Below are 20,377 nucleotides of genomic sequence, written 5' to 3'. Positions count from 1 at the left end.
CGCCACCGGAACAGGACACCGCGGAATCAGGAGGACCGCGTACAGGTATGCGCGGTAGGAATGATTTTCAATCCTGCCGCACCGCAACTGTGGAACGGTTGTGAAGCCGCCCTTACGCTCCGGGAAGGTGACGGACCCGGCTGTTGCCCGGGTCGTAGAGCGGCTCGGCCGCGATCTCGGCCGGGACCCACCCGCCGTGAACCCCCACCTCGACCACGCCGGGCGGCGCGGCGTCCGGCCCCTCCTCGCCGACCGGCAGGTAGGCGTACGCGATCGAGCGGTCGACCCGGTGGCCGTAGCCGCCGCTGGTCACCCGGGAGGCGGGCACGCCGTCCACGCGCACCGGCTCGCCGCCCAGGCAGACCTGCCGCGGGTCGGCGAGCACCAGGCAGCGCAGCGAACGCCGCGGGGCGGTGAGGGCGTCGCGCCCGACGAAGTCCTTGCCCGCCGCGACGGCGAAGCCGAGACCGGCCTCCAGCGGCGTGGTCTCCGGCGTGATGTCCAGCCCCCAGACGCGGTACCCCTTCTCCAGCCGCAGGCAGTCGAGCGCCCGGTAGCCGGCCGGGCGCACGCCGTGCGGCGCGCCCGCCTCCGTCAGGACGTCCCACAAGGTCAGGCCGTACTCGGTGGGGCAGTAGAGCTCCCAGCCGAACTCGCCGGCGAAGGTCACCCGCTGGGCCAGCACCGGGACGTTGGCCACGCTGATCTCGCGCGCCCGCATGTAGCCGAAGGTCAGGTCGTCGTCGCTGAGCTCGCCGAGCACCTCCAGAGCCTTCGGACCCCACAGGCAGTAGCAGGCGTGGGCCGAGGTGACGTCCCGCACGTCGAGCCCGTGGCGGCGCAGCCAGGCGGCGTCGTGCACGCCGAACGCGGTGCCGGTGACCATGCGGAAGCGGTCGGCGGCCAGGCGGGTGACGGTCACGTCCGCCTCGATGCCCCCGCGCTCGTTGAGCAGCTGGGTGTAGACCACCGAGCCGACGGGGCGGTCGAGGTCGTTGGCGCACAGTCGCTGCAGGCCGGCCAGCCCGGTGATCTCCAATTTCGCGAAGGAGGTCTGGTCGAACAGCGCGGCGGCGTCGCGGGCGGCCAGGCACTCGGCCCTGATGGCCGGCGACCAGAACCTTCCCGCCCATCCGGCCGGCCGGAACTCCTCCCCGTCGCCGTCGCCGTCGCCGTCCCCGGCCGCGACGGCGGCGCCCGTGGACGCGGAAGCGGGGGCAGGGGCGGCGAACCAGTTCACCCGCTCCCAGCCGGCCTTCTCGCCGAACTCGGCGCCCAGCGCGAGGTGGCGCGGGTAGGCGGGAGAACGGCGCAGCGGGCGCGCGGCCGTGCGCTCCTCGCCGGGATAGACCACGTCGTAGTACTTGCTGTAGGAGTCCAGCGCCTTCGCGCGGGCCCACCGCGCGCCGCGGGCGTGCGCGCCGAACCGGCGCACGTCCATGCCGAAGACGTCGTACTCCGGCGTGCCGTCCACGATCCACTCGGCCATGACCTTGCCCACGCCGCCCGCCGCCGCCAGGCCGTGGACGCAGAATCCGGCCGCGACCCACAGGCCCGCGACCGCGGTCTCGCCGAGCAGGAACTCCCCGTCCGGGGTGAACGCCTCGGGCCCGTGCACCACCTTGGCGAAGTCCGCCGCGTCCCGCCCGCCCGTCTCGCCCGTCTCGCACAGGCCGGGGAGCCTGCGCCGGGCCGACTCCCACGATTCGGCGAACTTGCCCATGTCGGGCTCGAACAGCGTCCGGGGCTCGGACAGCGGCTCGGCGGCCTGCCAGACCTGCGGAGTGCGGATGTAGCCGCCGACGAGGATGCCGCCGTCCTCCTCCCGGAAGTACACGATGTTGTCCGGGTCGCGCACGGTGGGCGTCGAGGCCGGGACGCCGAACGGCCGGGTGACGACGTACTGGTGCTTGATCGGCACGATGGGGATGTCGGCCCCGGCCAGCCGGCCGAGCCGCCCGGCCGCCGCGCCGGCCGCGTTGACGACGGTCCCGGTGGCGATGACGTGCTCGCCGACCCGGACTCCGCGCACGCGCCCGTCCCGCACGTCGAAGCCGGTCACCTGGACGCCGGTCACGATGCGCGCTCCGAGCTTCTCGGCGCCGGCGGCGAGGGCGCGGCCGAGGCTGGCCGGGTCCAGCCAGCCGTCCCCTGGCAGCCACAGGGCCGCGCGCACGTCCCCGACCTCCATCAGCGGGAGCATGTCGCGGGCCTCGCGGGCCGAGACGAGGTCCATGTCGAGCCCGTAGGTCTCGGCGGCGCCGGCCTGGCGCAGCAGTTCCTCGTGCCGCTCGGCGGTCGTGGCCAGCCGCAGCCCGCCCACGCCGTGCCAGCCGGGGTCGAGCCCGGTCAGCTCGCGCAGCTCCGGGTACAGCCCCGCCGAGTACATGATCATGCGAGTCTGGGTGACCGTGGAGCGAAGCTGGCCGACGAATCCCGCCGAATGCCAGGTGGTGCCTTCCGTCAGCCCGTGCTGTTCGAGCAGGATGACATCCGTCCAGCCGAGTCGTGCCAGGTGGTAGGCGACGCTGCACCCGGCGACGCCGCCGCCGACGACCACGGCCTGCGCCTCGGCGGGAAGTTCCACCATCGATACCCCCGTGTAACGACCGGCCCGCAGAATCGGATCAATGGTCTGAAGGTAGACCAAAGGAGGCCCGCGTGCCAGACCTCGGCTCGGCACTCGAACTCGTCGCGGCCTGGGCGGGCCGGCCGGTCATCCCTACCCCGATCAAGGGCGGGTTGAGCCACCACATCGTCCGCGTCGACACCGAGGCCGGCGACCGCTGGCTGCTGCGCGTCCTGGACCCGCGCGTCTCCGTCGCCGGGCTGGGCATCCCCCTCGACCTGGAGATCGTCAACACGGTCCGGGCCGCCCAGGCGGGAGTGGGGGCCAAGGTGCTGCTGCGCCTGCCCGGCGCGGTCCTGCTGGAGTACATCGACGGCGCCACGCTCGACGCCGCCGCCGTGCGCGACCCGAAGATGACCGAGGGCATCGCCCTGGCCTGCCGCCGCCTGCACGCCGGGCCGCGCTTCGCCACCGACTTCTCGATCTTCCGCAAGCTCGACGAGCTGCTGTCGCTGTGCCGCGGCCACGCGCTGCGCATCCCGGAGGGGTACGAGGACCGGCTGCCCGCCATCGCGGCGATCGAGGCCGCCATGGCCGCGCGGCCGGCGCCCACCGTGCCCTGCCACAACGACCTGCTGCCGGAGAACTTCATCTTCGACGGCTCGGCGGTCCGCATCGTGGACTACCAGCTGTCGGGCAACAACGACCCGGCGTTCGAGCTGGGCGACATCGCGGCGGAGGCCGATTACGACCCCGAGATGGCCGGGCGGTTGACGCGTGCCTACTTCGGGGACGAGGATCCCGCGGCAAGAGTCCGGCTCTACCTGCTCATGTCCAACTTCACCTGGACGCTGTGGTTCAGCGTCCACCACGGCCTGCTCGCCGAGCATGCCGCGGCGGCCGACTTCGACTATGAGGCCGAGGCCGCCGACAAGTACGCCCAGGCCGTCCGCGATCTCGACGATCCGCGGTTCGGCCGGCTCCTCGACGACGTCCGAGGCGGGCGACGCCCGGCGGGAGGCGCGGTGCCGCCCTCCGCCCCGCCGTCCGCGCATCCTTCACCGGCCCCTCCTCCCACCGCCCCACCTCCGGCCCCCTCCACCGACCCGTCTCCGGCTTCTTCCACCGCCCCGCCTCCGGCCCCCATCTCCGAGCCGTCCCCGGGAAACACCACCACCGGCCCGGCCTCGGCGCCCTCCACCGGCCCGCCCCACGGAAACGCCCCCGGAGGGCGGGACCCGCGGGCCGGCTGACCCGCCCGACCTCCCGGCGGTCACCCGACCTCCCGGCGGTTCCCTCGCAGTACGCACCCCCCGCACCGCACCATGGCACCACCCGCGCCACCAAGGAGGCCTCTATGGCCCAGCCCACCCTCGACGACGACGCCAAACGCCTCGCCGAACTCGGATACAAGCAGGAACTCTCGCGATCGTGGAGCGGCTTCTCCAACTTCGCGATCTCCTTCTCGATCATCTCCATCCTGGCCGGATGCTTCACCACCTTCAGCCAGGCGTGGAACAACGGCGGGCCGATCGCCATCTCCATCGGCTGGCCGCTGATCTCGGCGTTCATCCTCATCATCGGCTTTTGCATGTCCGAGCTGGTCTCGGCCTACCCGACGGCCGGCGGCATCTACTGGTGGGCCGCCAAGCTGGGCCGTCCCGTACACGGCTGGTTCACCGGCTGGCTGAACCTGATCGGCCTCATCGCGGTCACCGCCTCGGTGGACTACGGCTGCGCGACGTTCCTCAACATCACCATCGGCCGGTTCAGCGACGGCTGGGCGAAGGGCGACCCGCTGCACCAGACGTTCCTGCTGTTCGCGATCGTCCTGGTGCTGCACGCGCTGATCAACATCTTCAGCCACCGGCTGATCTCACTGCTGCAGAACATCTCGGTGTGGTGGCACGTGTTCGGCGCGGCGGTCGTCGTGCTGATCCTGATCTTCGGGCCGTCGGAGCACCAGAGCGTCGGCTTCCTGTTCGAGCGGTTCAACAACTCCGGCTTCGGCTCGGGCGCGTCGGGGCCGACGTTCTGGCTGTACGTGCTGCCGCTGGGCTTCCTGCTCACCCAGTACACGATCACCGGCTTCGACGCCTGCGCCCACGTGTCGGAGGAGACGCACGGCGCGGCCACCTCCGCCGCGAAGGGCCTGTGGAAGTCGATCTTCTACTCGGCCATCGGCGGATGGGTGCTGCTGCTGGCCTTCCTGTTCGCGGCCACCGACGTGGACGCCGTCAACAAGGAGGCCGGCTTCGTCGGGGCGATCTTCACCTCGTCGCTCACGCCGAGCCTGGCCACGGTGATCTTCGGCATCTCGACCATCGGCCAGTTCTTCTGCGGCATGAGCTGTGTGACCTCGATGTCCCGGATGACCTACGCGTTCTCCCGCGACGGCGCGGTGCCCGGGTGGCGCCTGTGGTCGCGCGTCGACCGCAACAGGACGCCGGTGAACGCGATCATCGCCGGGTGCGCCGTCGCCCTGCTGATCACTCTGCCGGCGCTGTACGCCCCCGCCGGCACCACCACCCCGGTGGCCTTCCTGGCCGTGGTGTCCATCGCGGTGATCGGGCTGTACCTGGCCTTCCTCATCCCGATCTGGCTGCGGCTGCGGATGGGCGCCGCCTTCCGCCCCGGGCCGTGGACGCTGGGCGGCAAGTACAAGGTGCTCGGCTGGATCGCGGTCATCGAGATCATCGTGATCTCGGTGTACTTCGTCCTGCCGATCAGCCCGGCCGGCGTGCCGGGGTCGGCGGACTTCACCTGGACGTCGGTCAACTACGCGCCGATCGCCGTCGGGGCCGTGCTGCTCGGCATCGCCCTGTGGTGGACGCTGTCCGCGCGCCACTGGTTCACCGGCCCGCGCCGCAACGTCGACGAGCTCCCGATGGACGAGCCCGTCGGCTGACCCGCGGACGCGAGCCGGCCGCTCCTGGTGGCCTTCTCGCCGGCGCCGCGCCGGCGAGAAGGCCACCGACGCACGCCGCGCCGTCCCATGGCGGGAAATCCGGCCCGTGGTCGGCGCCGACGAACTCTCAGGAGGTGGACGCCTCGTATGCCTCGGCGACCACGCGGCGCACCTGGTCCATGGACGGCGGCTCGGGCAGCTCACGCGCCAGCGAGGTCATGTCGACGTCGGGCATGCCGCACGGGATGGCGTAGTGCCACGGGTCGAGGTCGCCGTCGACGTTCAGCGCGAAGCCGTGGCTGGTGACGCCCCGGCTCGCGCGCATGCCGATGGAGACGACCTTGCGGCCGGTGCCGCGCGTCCAGACGCCGGTGAGCAGCTCCGACCCCGGCGGGGTCTGGCGGCGCTCGGCCGGCAGGCCGAGCTTCTCCAGCGCCTCGACCATGCGCAGCTCCACCTCGCGGACGTAGTCCACGACGCCCTCGTCCGGGCGGAGCCGGACGATCAGGTAGCCGACGAGCTGCCCCGGCCCGTGGTAGGTCAGCTGGCCCCCGCGGCCGGTGAGGACCACGGGGATGCCGTGCGAGGGATCGGGCAGGTGCTCGGCGGCGGTGCGCTTGGTCGCCGTGAACACCTGCGGGTGGCTGAGCAGCCACAGGGTGTCGGGCGACTCGTCGCGCTGCCGCGCGGCGACCAGGTCGTTCATGCGGTCCATGGCCTGCTCGTAGTCGACGAGGTCGTCGTCCACCAGGGTCAGCGGCCGCGCACGTACGCTTCGTTCGCTCACGGCTCCGAGCATACGTCCCATGAAAGGATGACAAACCGCTCACGCGTCGTCGCGGGACGGCCTCGCCCCCGCGACCGGCCGCCGCCGGCCGCGGGCACAGGGACGACGGGCCCGGGAACCACGGGCCCGCGCGGCGTCAGTGCCGGTAGGCGGCCGCCGAGTCGTAGGCCGCCGGGGCCTTCGGCACGAAGGCCCACATGATCAGGTAGATGACGAACTGCGGGCCCGGCAGGATGCAGGACAGGATGAACAGCAGGCGCACCATGGTGGGCGGCCAGCCCCACTTCTCGGCGATGCCGCCGCAGACACCAGCGATGATCTTGTACCTTCTCGAGCGATACATTAAGACTCCTCCCCCGTTCCGTTGTCTTGACCAACGAACGAGACTCCTGCCCCGTTCCGGAGTGGACATTCGTCATCACCCGCCCACGTACGCCGCCGGAAGGCCGACAAGCCTTAGGGTGGCAATCCCCTGACTATGGAGAACAACGTGGACCTCCCCACCCTGCAGGCACAGCGCCGCCTGCTCGTCCGGCAGAAGATCACCATGATGGTGAACCGCTATGTGGTCCACATAGAGCAGCCCGACGGCTCCGAGGGGCCGATGGTGGCGTTCGCCGAGCAGAAGCGCCTGGCGTTCAAGGAGCAGGTGACCCTCTACACCGACGAGTCGCGCCAGTACGTGCTCGCCGGGTTCAAGGCCCGCAAGGTGCTCGATTTGGGCAGCGGTTACGACGTCGTGGACCACGCCGGCCAGCCGATCGGCTATTTCCGCAAGGAGTTCGGCGCGTCGCTGCTGCGCTCCACGTGGCACTTCCAGCAGCCGGGCATGCCGACGTTCACCGGGCAGGAGCGCAATGTGCTGGTCAGCATCCTGCGCCGGTTCGTCGACTCGCTGTCGTGGCTGCCGTACCACTTCGACTTCGGCGCCGGGGCGCAGATCGCCTTCTCGGTGGACCGCAAGTACGGCCTGCGCGACCGCTACATCGTGGACATCCAGGATCCCCGGCTCGACCGGCGAGTGATCATCGCGATGGCCGTCGCCCTGGACGCGCTCCAGGCCCGATGACGCCCGGCGACGCCCGTCTGGCCCGTCTGGCCCGTCCCGCGTCCAGCACGGCCCCGTACGAGATCAGGCGGTAGGCCGCCACCACGTCGGCCGCGGCCAGGTCGGCCATTCCGTCGCCGACGAAGGTCGCGGCCCGCCGGCCGTGCCGGCACCCGCCCGATCGTGACGAGCCTCATCATCGGCCGGTGCCCCGCACTCCGCCGGGTGCGGCAAGCTCGGTACATGACCGTGGAGGAGTCGCGCGCGGGTGACCTGCCCGTCCGCCAGGCGCTGCCCGAACTGCGCGCGGCGCTGGAGGGGGCCGGCGGCGCCGTGCTGGCCGCGCCGCCCGGCACCGGCAAGACGACCCTGGTGCCGCTGGCCCTGGCCGGGCTGTACTCCGGCGGCCCGCCGCGCCGGGTGATCGTGGCCGAGCCCCGGCGCGTCGCCACCCGGGCGGCAGCCCGGCGCATGGCCTGGCTGCTCGGCTCGCGGGTCGGCGAGGAGGTCGGCTTCACCGTACGCGGCGAGCACCGGCCCGGCCGGCGGGTGCAGGTCATGACGACCGGCGTGCTGCTCCAGCGGCTCCAGCACGACCCCGACCTGGACGGCGTCGACGCCGTGCTCGTCGACGAGTGCCACGAGCGCCATCTTGACGCCGACACCGCGCTGGCGTTCCTGCTCGACGTCCGGGCGACCCTGCGGCCCGACCTGCGACTGCTGGCCGCCTCCGCGACCGCCGACACCGCGCCCTGGTCGCGACTGCTCGGGGACGCTCCAGTGGTGCGCGCCCCCGGCACGGCGCACACGGTGCGGGTGGTGTGGGCCCCGCCCCCGCGTCCGGTCGCCCCACCGCACGGCATGCGGGTGGACCCCGCCCTGCTCGCCCACGTGGCCGGGGTGGTCCGGCGGGCCCTCGACGAGCGGGAGGGCGACGTGCTGTGCTTCCTGCCCGGCGTGGGGGAGATCGGGCGGGTCGCCTCCGCGCTGGCCGGCCTGCCCGCCGAGATCGACGTGCTGCGGGCCCACGGCAGGGCGGAGGGGCTGGAGGAGATCCTGTCGCCCGGGGCGCGCAGGCGGGTGATCCTGGCCACCTCCGTGGCCGAGTCCAGCCTGACCGTCCCCGGGGTGCGGGTGGTGGTGGACGCCGGGCTCGCGCGCGAGCCGCGCACCGACCACGGCCGCGGCCTCGGATCGCTCACCACCGTGCGGGTCTCCCGGGCCTCCGCCGAGCAACGCGCCGGGCGCGCGGGCCGCGAGGGGCCGGGCACCGTCTACCGGTGCTGGACCGAGGCCGAGCACGAGCGGCTGCCCGAGCAGGCCCAGCCCGAGATCGCCCTGGCCGACCTGACGGCGTTCGCCCTCCAGGCCGCCTGCTGGGGCGCCCCGGACGCCTCCGGGCTCGCGCTGCTCGACCCGCCGCCCCCCGCGTCCATGGCCGCCGCGCTGCGCACGCTCCACGCGCTCGGCGCCCTCGCGGACGGGCGGGTCACCGCACGCGGCCGGCGGATGGCCGGGGTCGGCGTCCATCCCCGGCTCGCCCGCGCGCTGCTCGACGGCCCGCCCCGGGCGGCCGAGGTGGTGGCGCTGCTGTCGGAGGAGCTTCCCCGCACGGCCTCCGACGACCTGGTGGCGCTGTGGCGCGAGGCCCGGCGCGGCGGATCCCCGGCCTGGCGCAAAGAGACCCGCCGCCTCACCCAGGCCGCCCACGCCGCCGTCCACGGAACGGAGGACGACACGGCGGCCGATGCCGGGGACACGGCGGCCGGCGCGGGAGCCCGGCGGCAGACAGCGTCGCGCGGCGGAGCCCGGAGAGAAGTGGAGGCACACGACCGAGCCTGGGAGGAGGCGGGCACGCGCGGCGGAGCAGGAGACGACGCGGTGGCCGGGCTCGTGGTGGCGCTGGCCTATCCCGAGCGGGTGGCGCGCCGCCGCGGCGGCGGGTACCTCATGGTGTCGGGGACGGCCGCGACGCTGCCCCGCGACTCCCGGCTGGCCTCGGCGGAATGGCTGGCCATCGCGGTCGCCGACCGGCCAACCGGCGCCGCCTCGGCACGGGTGGCACAGGCCGTGGTCATCGACGAGGACGTCGCCAGGATGGCCGCGGCGCCGTTCCACCGCGTCGAGGAGGAGATCGGGTGGGACGGCGAGGTCGTGGCGCGCCTGGTCGAACGGCTGGGCGCCGTCGAGCTGTCGTCCACCCCGTTGCCGGCCACTCGCGCCGGCGAGGCGATCATGGCGGGCCTGCGCGCCGAGGGGCTGTCCCTGCTGCGCTGGACGCCGGAGGCCGTGGCGCTGCGCGACCGCATGGCCTTCTGCCACCGGGTCCTCGGCGCCCCCTGGCCGGACGTCTCCGACGCCGCCCTGATCGAGACGGCCCCGGCCTGGCTCGACCTCCCGCGCCTGCGCCGCCGCGCCGACCTGGCGCGGGTGGACGTGGCGGCGGCGCTCAGGCGGCTGCTGCCGTGGCAGGCCAGGCTGGAGGAGGTCGCCCCCGAGCGGATCACCGTGCCGAGCGGCTCCCGCGTCCGCGTCGACTACTCGGGAGACCAGCCGGTGCTGGCGGTCAAGCTCCAGGAGCTGTTCGGCTGGGAGGCGGCGCCGCGCGTCGCCGGGGTCCCGCTGGTGGTCCACCTGCTCTCGCCGGCCGGACGGCCCGCCGCCGTCACCGCCGACCTGGCCTCCTTCTGGCGGGAGGGCTACCGCGCCGTCCGCGCCGAACTGCGCGGCCGCTACCCCCGCCACCCCTGGCCCGAGGACCCGAGCACCGCCGCCCCCACCCGCCACACCAACCGCCGAGGACCGGGCTGACCGCCCCGCTCATCCCTCGAAGCGGTTGATATCGAAAAATGCCACTCAAAGGCCGAGAAATTTGATAGACGGCCGTTTTCGCAATATAACCGTACGAACATCGGCTCCCGAGTCTCGTTTCCATCAAGAAAGCCGGGGCCGCTACTCTCCGTGTCAACCTCCGGTGCCGGTCGGGCGATTTTCCTGTGTCAGGTACGCGTGGCACCGCACCCACACACCGGAGAGGTTCGGGTCCCTCAATGAAATGGTCGAATATCTGCTGCGTGGCGCTCGGGGCGGTGAGCGCGGTGTGCGGCTGGCTGGCCCTGCTTCCGCTCCCCGGCGACGACGGCATGCTCACCGCGCGGCCGGCTCCGCTCGTCCATCCGCGCCCCTGGATGCTCGCGGCCTGCCTCGCCGCCGCCATCGCGCTCGTCATCCTGCGTGACGGCCGGTATCGCAGGCGGGCCAAGGCGCATGAGCCCTCCCACTGGGACGGCGTCACGGTGGCCACCATGCAAAGGGTCCTGGCGCTGCGTGACGAGGCCACCCGCCCGGACATGCTCGCATCGGTGCCGGTCTTCCTGTCGATGATCCTCCAGCCGGAGAAGTCGCGGACGCGGACGGTGGAGACCATCTCCCTGGAGAGCCGCGTCGTCGTCCAGGACGTGCGCATCGAGATGTCCTTCCCCGCCCTGGAGGACGGGCCCTGGACCCTCCCGCGTCCCGAGCCCGGCCCCGGCCGGCGCCCCCGGCGGCGGGGGGCGGAGCAGGCTCCGGCCGAGCGGCCGGGCGGTGAGACGTATGTGCCGATCCTCACCTGCCTCAAGCGCGAGATGGTCGACAACTTCGAGGTCAGGGCGCGCGACGGGGCCCTGCTCGACATCCTCTGCCATGACGAGACGATCCAGCTCATCTCCTCGTCTCTGTACTTCCTGATCGAGCTGGTGCTGAGCGACGCGCACGCGGGCGCGCCCGTCTCCACGGAGCGCGTCCAGAAGGCCGCGGTGTCGTTCCTGATGCCGATCTGCGGCCGCCTGTCGGACGAGGCCGCGGCCACGGCCATCGACAAGGGCCTCGGCTACATCGGCGTCCGCGCGGACAGCCCCTGCGAGAAGGTGCAGTGGCTGCGGGAGTTCGTCAACACCCTGGGCGAAGCCGGCCCGATCGTCGCCGTCGTCCCCGAGGCGATGAAGTCGCGGCGCCTGCAGGTGTCCTACCGCCGCACGATGGTGCCCCCGAGCACGTCGCGGCAGCCCCGCCACCGCCTGCGCCTGGCTCTCGGGCTGCGGCCGGTGACCATGCAGATGGCGCCGGGCATGGCGCACAACTCCACGTCCTACCATCTGCAGATCAAGGCGCCCGAGTCGCAGTACCTCATGGAGCAGACGCTGCGCTGCGCCGACTGCGGCGACCCGCTCAGCGCCTCGGAGATCGAGACCGACGGGTCGCAGACCTGCGTCCACCTCAAGCTGTCACAGGACACCGAGCCCTACTTCCAGCTCCTCGGCAAAAGAGGCCAGAACTACGCCCACCTGTACATGCGCGGCTTCACCGGCATGGACTGGCGGAAGATCAAGTTCACCTCCTCGTTCGGGGAGGTGCCGCCCGGCACGCTGGCCAGCGCGGTCGTCACCGCGGCCACCTCGCTGTCCCTGATCGGCGCGGTGGCGCTGGCCGAGGCCAGAGGGCTGCCGCGCACCAGCGACGTGCCCGCCCTGCTGCTCGCGCTGCCGGCCGTCGCGGCCTCGTGGTTCGGCTTCTCCTCCGACAACGAGGCCGTGCTGCGCTCCTCGCTCGCCGCCCGATGTTCACTGATTTTGGGCGGTTTAACGTCATTAGTGGCATGCGCCCTGTTTATCGTTACCCGAACCATCGAAGACGCACAGAAAGCCGATTCACTGCCCCTGATGGACAACGGGATGCGATGGTGGGCATGGGTCGGTCTGGCCTACCTCGCCGGCGCCAACTTCGGTTACGTGTCGATCCAGCTGGTAATCCGCTCCAGCGCCTACCGCCGTCTCTTGCGAAAGGAGTCCGCCGTCGATGACAATACGATTAACTGACGAGGTGGTGCCGCCTATGACCGCTGAACGACCAGACGGGGTCTACGTCGTCGAGCCCATCGAGTACATCCGGTCACGCGCGCTCCCCGACCTCCCGACGCTCCGCGACCGCGAGCAGGTGCGGACGCTGCTGCGCGACACCCGCGACTCCATGCGCTCCTGTTCCGCCGAGCACATCGCCGAGTTGATCAACGAGGTCTTCCAGGACCAGGCCGAACCGGACCGCACGGCCCGCTGAGCCGGCGTCGCGCCAGCACCCAAACCCGCGCCAGGCCCGGACAGCGGTGCGACGACCCCGGCGTGCCAAGGCCGTCGCACCGCATCGCCACCTCGCGCCGGGTCAGACTCCGATGGGGTGCCAGACGGTCTTGGTCTCCAGGAAGGCCGTCATGCGGTCTGTGCCGGGGTCGGCGAGCCAGTCGGTCTTGCCGGCCGGGCGCAGCACCCGCTTGAGGTTCTCGGCCGCGGCCTGCTGGCAGGACACCGCCAGCTCCTCCGGGCAGCCGGTGAGGTCCACGGCGTTGACGTCCATGTGCGACGCCAGCCACGGGGCCATCTCGGCGAGCCTGCCGGTCAGCAGGTTCACCACCCCGCCCGGCAGGTCGGAGGTCGCCAGCACCTCCGCCAGCGTGATCGCCGGCAGCGGCGCGCGCTCGGAGGCCACCACCACGCAGGTGTTGCCCGTGACGATCACCGGGGCGATGACCGACACCAGACCGAGCAGCGGGCCCTCCCCCGGCGCCATGACCGCGACGACGCCGGTCGGCTCGGAGGTGGACAGGTTGAAGTAGGGCCCGGCGACCGGGTTGGCCGCCCCCTGGACGGCGCCGATCTTGTCCGACCAGCCTGCGTACCAGACCAGCCGGTCGACGGCGGCGTCCACCAGCTCGCCGGCCTTGCGCGCCGACACCCCGTCGGCGGTCGTCACCTCCTCGACGAACTGCGCCCGGCGCCCCTCCATCATCTCGGCGATGCGGTAGAGGATCTGGCCCCGGTTGTAGGGCGTGGCGCCGGACCAGCCGGGGAACGCCTTGCGGGCCGAGGTCACCGCGTCGCGGGCGTCCTTGCGCGAGGCCAGGGCGGCGTTGGCGAGGAAGTCGCCCTTGGAGGAGGTCACGGCGTAGGACCTTCCGCTCTCCGAACGCGGGAACGCCCCGCCGATGTAAAGCTTGTACGTCTTGCGCACGGCGAGCCTGCCCGGCTCAGTCATCGCCTCTCCAGGTGATCTCTTCCGGCGAGAGCCGCGCCGTCAGGATCACCTGGCGGCAGCGGCTCACCCCGCAACGATGGGCGAACCAGCCCTGGCGGGCGGTCGTGGCCGTAAGGCCGGAACGGGCGTGGGCGTGCCCGCGGGTGATCTGCGCCCGGCGGGCCCGGCGGGGCGCCCGGCGGTGCTCACAGGGGTCAGACATCGAGGTAGGCCTCCAGTCCGTGCCGCCCGCCCTCGCGTCCGTATCCGGACTCCTTGTAGCCGCCGAACGGCGATGCCGGGTCGAAGCGGTTGAAGGTGTTGGCCCACACGACCCCGGCGCGGAGCTTGTCGGCCATCCACAGGATGCGCGACCCCTTCTCGGTCCACACGCCGGCGGACAGCCCGTAGGGGGTGTTGTTGGCCTTCTCGACCGCCTCCGCGGGCGTGCGGAAGGTGAGGACCGACAGCACCGGGCCGAAGATCTCCTCGCGTGCGATGCGGTGCGACTGGGCGACCCCGGTGAACAGCGTGGGCGGGAACCAGAAGCCCTTGTCGGGGAGCGGGCAGGGCGGCGACCAGCGCTCGGCGCCCTCCTGCTCGCCCGCCTCGCTGAGCGTCCTGATCCTGTCGAGCTGCGCCGCGGAGTTGATCGCGCCGATGTCGGTGTTCTTGTCCAGCGGGTCGCCGAGCCGCAGCGTGGCCAGGCGACGCTTGAGCGCCGCGAGCAGCTCCTCCTCGATCGACTCCTGGACCAGCAGCCGCGAGCCCGCGCAGCACACGTGGCCCTGGTTGAAGAAGATGCCGTTGACGATGCCCTCGACGGCCTGGTCGAGCGCGGCGTCGTCGAAGACGATGTTGGCGGCCTTCCCGCCGAGCTCGAGCGTCAGCTTCTTGCCCGTCCCGGCCACCGAGCGGGCGATCTGGCGGCCGACCTCGGTGGAGCCGGTGAAGGCGACCTTGTTCACGTCCGGGTGGGAGACCAGCGCCTGCCCGGTCGCCCCCGCCCCGGTGACGATGTTGACCACGCCGGGCGGCAGGTCGGCCTGGCGGCAGATCTCGGCGAACGCCAGCGCGGTGAGCGGCGTCGTCTCGGCCGGCTTGAGCACGACGGTGTTCCCGCAGGCCAGCGCGGGCGCGATCTTCCAGGCCAGCATGAGCAGCGGGAAATTCCACGGGATGACCTGCGCGGCGACCCCGAGCGGCCGGGGGTCGGCGAAGCCGCCGTCGGGCGTCCTGCGGGCCAGCCCGGCGTAGGACAGCTTGTCGGCCCACCCGGCGTAGTAGAAGAAGTGCGCCGCGACCAAGGGAAGGTCGACGTCGCGCGACTCGCGGATCGGCTTGCCGTTGTCCAGGGACTCCAGCACGGCCAGCTCGCGGGCGCGCTCCTGGATGATGCGGGCGATGCGGAACAGGTACTTGGCGCGCTCGCGGCCGGGGAGCCGCCCCCAGACCGACTCGTAGGCCTTACGCGCCGCGGAGACCGCCCGGTCGACGTCGGCGCCTGCGGCGAGGGCGAACTCCGACAGGACCTCTTCGGTGGCCGGGTTGACGGTCTTGTCGCGCTCGTCCCCCAGCGAGTCGACCCACTCCCCATTGATGAACAGGCCATAGGACGGCCGGATGTCGACGATGTCGCGCGACTCGGGCGCCGGTGCGTATTCGAACATGGGGGCCGCCTCAGTCGAGGGTGAAGTAGTCGGGGCCGGCGTAGCGGCCGGTGGCCATCTTCTGGCGCTGCATCAGCAGGTCGTTGAGCAGGCTGGAGGCGCCCAGCCTGAACAGGGCCGGGTCGAGCCAGTCGGCGCCGGCGGTCTCGTTGACCAGCACCAGATACTTGATCGCGTCCTTGGTGGTGCGGATGCCGCCGGCCGGCTTGACGCCCACGACGCGGCCCGCCTGCTCGCGGAAGTCGCGCACGGCCTCCAGCATCACCAGCGTGACGGGGAGCGTCGCGGCCGGGGACACCTTGCCGGTCGAGGTCTTGATGAAGTCGGCGCCGGCCAGCATGGCCAGCCAGGACGCCCGCCGCACGTTGTCGTAGGTGGCGAGCTCCCCGGTCTCCAGGATGACCTTCAGGTGGGCGTCCTCCCCACCGGCGTCGCGGGCACAGGCGGCCTTGATCGCGACGATCTCGTCGTACACCTTGCGGTAGTCGCCGGACAGGAACGCGCCGCGGTCGATCACCATGTCGATCTCGTCGGCGCCGTCCTGGACGGCCTGCCTGGTCTCCTCCACCTTGACGCCGAGGGACGATCTGCCGCTGGGGAAGGCGGTGGCCACGCTCGCCACCTTCACGCCGGACCGGCCGAGCGCCTCCACGGCCTGGGGGACCAGGTCGGGGTAGACGCAGACGGCGGCGACCTTGGGGACGGAGGGGTCTGCGGGGTCGGGCCGAACGGCCTTGGCGCACATCGCGCGCACCTTGCCGGGGGTGTCGGCTCCTTCCAGGGTGGTCAGGTCGACCATGGAGATGGCCAGGTCGATGGCTCGGGCCTTGGCCGTCGTCTTGATGGAACGGGTGCCCAGCATCGCGGCGCGCTGATCGGCACCCACACGATCGACACCGGGCAGGCCGTGCAGGAATGCCCTCAGGGACGCGTTCGACGACGCGATCTCCGTGGGCGAGGTCGTCAGTGTTGACACCTCACCAGCATCGCCGACCGGCCTGATTGTTCCAAACCGGGCCGCCCGCCCGGCGGGGCCTGCGGCATCTCATCACCTGTCGCCTACGGCCCCATTAAGGGGCCTAAGGCGGCTCAGAGCGCCTTAGACGGTCCTAGGCCGTAGGACGCCCGGGAGATAAGGCATCCGCCCGATGTGGGAGGGGGCGCCTTAGCCCGAGTCTAGAGATGTCAGAGAAGACGACATCGAAGGAGAAGCCGAAATGGCTCCCGAGCTCCACTACCAGCTCATCATCAGCCGCGTGGCCGAGCTGCACGCCGAGGCCGGCGAGCACCGCCGCGCCCGTGAGGCCGCCTCCGGCCGCAAGGCCCGGTCCGAGGGCTCGCAGCACCGCCTGCGCGCCGCCTTCGGCAAGCTGCGCACCTCGTGACCGCCCTCGGTCACAACCTCCCCGGCGTGCCGCGGGCCCGGTCGCGGGCCGACGGCGAGCCGGAGGGGCGAACCCCGCAAGCTCATCCGCGGCGATCGCGGCTGAGACCCTCGCACACGATGCCCGGCCGGGACCTCCCTCCCGGCCGGGCGTCACAGCCGCCGTAACGGACCCGGAGGGGCGCTCCCCATCCTGTTCACCCTGACCGAAAAGCAGTACGAAAGACGCTATTGGGCATGACATGCTGGCAGACATGGTGGGCCGGATGGTGAGTCCTGTCTTCGTGGGCCGACAAGCCGAGTTGCGCACTCTCTCGGACGCCTTCGAGCAGGCGCGCAAGCAGGCGGCCTCCGCCGTTCTCCTCGGGGGCGAGGCCGGCGGGGGGAAGACGCGCCTGGTGTTGCGCTTCACCGACGATGCCGCCTGCACCGGCGCGCACATCCTGGCCGGCGGCTGTGTCGAGCTGTCCACCGAGGGCCTCGCCTACGCGCCGTTCACCGCCGCCCTGCGCCAGCTCGTCAGGGAGATGGGCGCCGCCGAGGTGGCCGCCCTGCTCCCGGAAGGCGCCGCCCGCGACCTGGCCCGCCTGCTGCCCGAGTTCGGCGAGCCCAGCGGCGAGCGGGAGACCGAGACCGGCCGCGCCAGGCTGTTCGAGCAGATCCTCACCCTTCTCGAACGGCTGGCGGAGCGCCGGCCGGTCATCCTGGTCATCGAGGACATCCACTGGGCCGACCGGTCCAGCCGCGACCTGATCGCCTTCCTCAGCCGCAACCTCAGGACCGCCCCGATCTTGATGATCATGACGTTCCGCTCGGACGAGCTGCACCGCCAGCACCCGCTGCGCCCGGTGCTCGCCGAGCTCATGCGCGTCGAAGGGGTGGCGCGCATCGACCTGCCCCGTCTGAGCGAGAGCGAGGTCGCCGCGCAGATCGCCGGCATCCGGGGCGACGCGCCCGAGGCGGCGGTCGTCCGCAAGGTCTACCAGCGCAGCGAGGGCATCCCGCTGTTCGTCGAGGCGCTGATGGAACGCGGCGACGACTGCTCCAGCGTCCCCGACTCCCTCCAGGACCTGATCATCGGCTCGGTGGAACGGCTGCCGGAGGACAGCCAGCGCGTGCTGCGCGTCGCCTCGGCCGGCGGCAACCGCGTCGGCCACGAACTGCTGGCCGCGGTCACCGGCCTGTCCGACATCGACCTGGAGAACGCCCTGCGCCCCGCGATCGCCGGCAACGTCATGCTGGTGGACGGGCGGGCGTACGTCTTCCGGCACGCCCTGATCCGCGAGGCCGTGCACGAGGAGATGCTCCCGGGCGAGCACAACCGCATCCACGCGCGCTTCGCCGAGGAGATCGACCGCGACCGCAAGCTCGTCCCGCCCGGCCGCGCCGCCATCGAGATCGCCCACCACTGGTACTCCGCGCGCGACCACCTGTGGGCGCTGACCTCCGCCTGGGAGGCCGCGGCCAAGGCCGCCGACGCCTTCGCCTACACCGAGCAGATGCAGTTGCTGGAGCGCGTGCTGTCGCTGTGGGACCGCGTGCCGGACGCCGCCGAGCGCATCGGCGCCGACCACGTCGGCATCCTGGAGCGGGCCTCGGAGGCCGCCGCCATCAGCGGCGAGGTCGAGCGGGGCCTGAAGTTCGTCAAGGGCGCCATGGCCGAGCTGGACGAGGCCGCCGAGCCCGAACGGGTCGCCTACCTTCTGGTGCGCCGGGCGCAGCTCACCATCGACCGGGGCCGGCGGGGCGCGCTGCCCGACCTGCGCTACGCCGAACGGCTCGTGCCCGCGCCGAGCGCCGCCCGCGCCCAGGTCCTGTCCCGGCTCGGCTCGTTCCTGATGTTCAGCAACGAGACCGACGAGGGCACCGTGCTCACCGAGGAGGCCCTCCAGATCGCCCGCGAACTCGGCGACGTGTGCATGGAGGCCGACCTGCTCTGCACCCTCGCCCTCGGCCACTCGCTGGCCGGCGACCTCGAGGGCGCGCTGCGCACCAACGAGCGGGCCATGGAGGCCGCCGCCGAGCTCGGCAACCAGCGCATCGTCCTGCGCACCATCGGCAACAAGGTGGACGCCCTGAACAACCTCGGCCGCTCCGAGGAGGCCGTGGCCCTGGCGCTGGAGGGCGACGCCCTGGCCCGCAAGTACGGCCGCTACCGCACGAACGGGGCCTTCATCGCCAACAACCGGGCCGAGGCCCTGGAATCGCTCGGCCGCTGGGACGAGGCCCTGGAGGTCATCGAACAGGCTTTGGCGCTGGACCCCATCCCGAAGATCCGCGGTCACCTGCGGCGCCTGCGCGGCCAGGTCGCCGCCGGACGGGGCGAGGTCGACCTGCTGGAGCAGGCCCTCGCCGAGGTCGGCGCCCTGCAGAACGAACGCGACGAGTACGCCCAGGAGTGGCTGACCAACCTGCGCCTGCGCGTCGAGCTCCACCTGCTGCGCGGCCGGCCGGGCCCGGCGCTCGACGACGTCGAGGAGATGCTGCGGGCCGGCGACATGCCGCACTCCAACAAGGCGATGCTCGGCTGGCAGTTCATGGCGCAGGCCCGGCTGACCTGCGAGGTGGCCGCCGCGGCGCACCCCGAGCGGGCGCGGGAGGTGTGGCACCGGGCCCAGGGGCTCTTCGCGACCATGAAGTCCGACGGCCCGGTCGCCGACGCCTTCGGGCTGATGTTCACCGGCGAGCACGACGCGGCCGCCGAAGCCTGGCAGCGGCTGGGCCGCCCGTACCCGCGTGCCCGGTCGCTCACCCATGCCGCCGCGGCCCGCGCCAAGGCCGGCGACCGCGATGGGGCGGCGGCGCGGCTGACCGAGGCCCGCGCCATCGCCGCCGGCCTGCGCGCCCGGCCGCTCATGGGGGAGATCGAGGCGCTCGCCCGCCGCGTCGGGGTGACGGTCACCGCGGGTCCCGCGGCCCTGGTGGACGCCTCGGCGGCCCCTGATCTCACGCCGCGCGAGCTGGAGGTGCTGCGGCTGGTCGCGCTCGGCCGCTCCAACCGCGACATCGCGGGCGAGCTGTTCATCTCGGCGAAGACGGTCAGCGTGCACGTGTCCAACATCCTGGGCAAGCTGGCGGTCTCCACTCGCGGCGAGGCGGCCGCCGCCGCCCACCGCCTCTCCCTGTTCACCTGACCTGCGCCGGAGCCGGTGACCCGACGTGCCGGTCCACCCCCTGAGCGCCGTCGGGTAGGGTGGGGCGAACACCGAAGGGGAGTAGTCCCGAACCGCGTGGTCGACATGCTGGCGTAAGCCCGGTCGCGTGGGCCTCGATGAGGCGGACGAGACCTTCGGCCCGTTGTCGTGCACGTGCGCGGCCGGGCCGAAGCCGACTCCCCGAGCTCTCTGGTGATGCCGCTTCCGGCCCGGTCGCAGGAACAAGAAGGGCGACCCCCCTGTGGAAGCGTTCTGGATAAGCCTCGGCGTCATCTTCGTGGCCGAGCTGGGCGACAAGAGCCAGCTCATGGCCATGACCTTCGCCACCCGCTTCAAGCCGTTGCCGGTGCTCGCCGGCATCACCCTGGCCACCGCGGTGGTCCACCTGCTCAGCGTCGGCCTCGGCGGCCTCATCGGCGACGCCCTGCCGACCACGGCCATCTCGATCGTCGCGGGCGTGGCCTTCCTCGGCTTCGCGCTGTGGACGCTGCGCGGCGACGAGCTGAGCGACGAGGAGTCGCGCAAGGCCGAGCGCACGACCCGCAACGCGCTCGTCGCCGTCACCGTGGCGTTCTTCCTCAGCGAGCTGGGCGACAAGACCATGCTCGCCACCATCACCCTCGCGACCCAGCACGGCTGGTTCGGCACCTGGGTCGGCTCCACGATCGGCATGGTCGCCGCCGACGCGCTGGCCATCCTCGTCGGGCGCATGCTGGGCAAGCACCTGCCCGAGAAGGTCATCCGCTACGGCGCCGCCGCCGCCTTCGCCGTCTTCGGCATCCTCCTCATCGCCGAGGCCCTCATCGGCTGA

Annotated in this window: 16 protein-coding genes; 9 read left to right on the top strand and 7 right to left on the bottom strand. The window is 72.3% G+C overall.

Translation table 11 applies throughout. The features are described from left to right. Positions 1 to 112 precede the first annotated feature (112 nt). The gene (locus ABZT47_RS09910) at positions 113 to 2,590 is read right to left on the bottom strand and encodes an FAD-dependent oxidoreductase (RefSeq protein ID WP_354838200.1); all 2,478 of its coding nucleotides are present in this window, start codon (positions 2,588 to 2,590) and stop codon (positions 113 to 115) included. 71 nt (positions 2,591 to 2,661) lie between these two features. Here ABZT47_RS09910 and ABZT47_RS09905 point away from each other — a divergent pair, with 71 nt between their 5' ends. Both ABZT47_RS09905 and ABZT47_RS09900 read left to right on the top strand, forming a co-directional pair. Then, positions 2,662 to 3,822 carry a choline/ethanolamine kinase family protein gene (locus tag ABZT47_RS09905; RefSeq protein ID WP_354838198.1) on the top strand — a complete coding sequence of 387 codons (1,161 nt, stop codon included), beginning with the start codon at positions 2,662 to 2,664 and terminating at the stop codon, positions 3,820 to 3,822. Positions 3,823 to 3,926: 104 nt separating this feature from the next. Next, positions 3,927 to 5,477 (top strand): amino acid permease, encoded by a 1,551-nt coding sequence (locus tag ABZT47_RS09900; protein ID WP_354838196.1) that lies wholly within the window; start codon positions 3,927 to 3,929, stop codon positions 5,475 to 5,477. 127 nt (positions 5,478 to 5,604) lie between these two features. Here the strand turns inward: ABZT47_RS09900 and lipB are convergent, their stop codons facing one another. Beyond that, complete coding sequence (lipB, locus tag ABZT47_RS09895) at positions 5,605 to 6,264, bottom strand: lipoyl(octanoyl) transferase LipB (RefSeq protein WP_354838195.1); 660 nt, start codon at positions 6,262 to 6,264, stop codon at positions 5,605 to 5,607. Between the two features lie 136 nt (positions 6,265 to 6,400). After that, positions 6,401 to 6,607 carry a PspC domain-containing protein gene (locus ABZT47_RS09890; RefSeq protein ID WP_354838193.1) on the bottom strand — a complete coding sequence of 69 codons (207 nt, stop codon included), beginning with the start codon at positions 6,605 to 6,607 and terminating at the stop codon, positions 6,401 to 6,403. A 147-nt stretch (positions 6,608 to 6,754) separates the two neighbouring features. Here ABZT47_RS09890 and ABZT47_RS09885 point away from each other — a divergent pair, with 147 nt between their 5' ends. The 4 genes from ABZT47_RS09885 to ABZT47_RS09870 all read left to right on the top strand — a co-directional run bounded on the left by ABZT47_RS09885 (position 6,755) and on the right by ABZT47_RS09870 (position 12,406). Further along, positions 6,755 to 7,333: a hypothetical protein gene (locus ABZT47_RS09885; protein WP_354838191.1), complete on the top strand. Its 579-nt coding sequence runs from the start codon at positions 6,755 to 6,757 to the stop codon at positions 7,331 to 7,333. Between the two features lie 222 nt (positions 7,334 to 7,555). Next, positions 7,556 to 10,123: an ATP-dependent helicase C-terminal domain-containing protein gene (locus ABZT47_RS09880; RefSeq protein ID WP_354838189.1), complete on the top strand. Its 2,568-nt coding sequence runs from the start codon at positions 7,556 to 7,558 to the stop codon at positions 10,121 to 10,123. A 239-nt stretch (positions 10,124 to 10,362) separates the two neighbouring features. Further along, the gene (locus tag ABZT47_RS09875) at positions 10,363 to 12,168 is read left to right on the top strand and encodes a hypothetical protein (RefSeq protein ID WP_354838187.1); all 1,806 of its coding nucleotides are present in this window, start codon (positions 10,363 to 10,365) and stop codon (positions 12,166 to 12,168) included. Positions 12,169 to 12,184: 16 nt separating this feature from the next. After that, complete coding sequence (locus tag ABZT47_RS09870; RefSeq protein ID WP_354838185.1) at positions 12,185 to 12,406, top strand: hypothetical protein; 222 nt, start codon at positions 12,185 to 12,187, stop codon at positions 12,404 to 12,406. 102 nt (positions 12,407 to 12,508) lie between these two features. Here ABZT47_RS09870 and ABZT47_RS09865 read toward each other — a convergent pair whose 3' ends face one another. From ABZT47_RS09865 to deoC, 4 genes are read right to left on the bottom strand one after another with little or no spacing between them, the layout of a single operon-like run. Beyond that, positions 12,509 to 13,378 carry an aldehyde dehydrogenase family protein gene (locus ABZT47_RS09865; RefSeq protein WP_354838183.1) on the bottom strand — a complete coding sequence of 290 codons (870 nt, stop codon included), beginning with the start codon at positions 13,376 to 13,378 and terminating at the stop codon, positions 12,509 to 12,511. Next, positions 13,371 to 13,580, bottom strand: coding sequence for a hypothetical protein (locus ABZT47_RS09860; protein ID WP_354838181.1), 210 nt, complete (start codon positions 13,578 to 13,580; stop codon positions 13,371 to 13,373). The genes ABZT47_RS09865 and ABZT47_RS09860 overlap by 8 nt, the downstream gene beginning before the upstream one ends. Next, positions 13,573 to 15,027 carry an aldehyde dehydrogenase family protein gene (locus ABZT47_RS09855; RefSeq protein WP_354838179.1) on the bottom strand — a complete coding sequence of 485 codons (1,455 nt, stop codon included), beginning with the start codon at positions 15,025 to 15,027 and terminating at the stop codon, positions 13,573 to 13,575. Before ABZT47_RS09855 ends, ABZT47_RS09860 begins: the two co-directional genes overlap by 8 nt. A 10-nt stretch (positions 15,028 to 15,037) precedes the next feature. Then, on the bottom strand, positions 15,038 to 15,994 hold the full coding sequence (gene deoC / locus ABZT47_RS09850; protein ID WP_354838740.1) for a deoxyribose-phosphate aldolase: 957 nt from the start codon (positions 15,992 to 15,994) through the stop codon (positions 15,038 to 15,040). A gap of 250 nt (positions 15,995 to 16,244) precedes the next feature. Here deoC and ABZT47_RS09845 point away from each other — a divergent pair, with 250 nt between their 5' ends. From ABZT47_RS09845 to ABZT47_RS09835, 3 genes are all read left to right on the top strand, one after another. Continuing rightward, positions 16,245 to 16,412, top strand: a complete 168-nt coding sequence (locus ABZT47_RS09845; RefSeq protein WP_354838177.1) for a hypothetical protein — start codon at positions 16,245 to 16,247, stop codon at positions 16,410 to 16,412. Positions 16,413 to 16,677: 265 nt separating this feature from the next. Further along, positions 16,678 to 19,545, top strand: coding sequence for an AAA family ATPase (locus ABZT47_RS09840; protein ID WP_354838175.1), 2,868 nt, complete (start codon positions 16,678 to 16,680; stop codon positions 19,543 to 19,545). Positions 19,546 to 19,807: 262 nt separating this feature from the next. Continuing rightward, positions 19,808 to 20,377 carry a TMEM165/GDT1 family protein gene (locus ABZT47_RS09835; RefSeq protein ID WP_354838173.1) on the top strand — a complete coding sequence of 190 codons (570 nt, stop codon included), beginning with the start codon at positions 19,808 to 19,810 and terminating at the stop codon, positions 20,375 to 20,377.

This window comes from Sphaerisporangium sp. NPDC005289 (genome assembly GCF_040607455.1).
GTDB lineage: Bacteria > Actinomycetota > Actinomycetes > Streptosporangiales > Streptosporangiaceae > Sphaerisporangium > Sphaerisporangium rhizosphaerae.
Note: the sequence above shows the minus strand (reverse complement) of the source record. Positions and strands in the feature narration are given on the sequence as shown.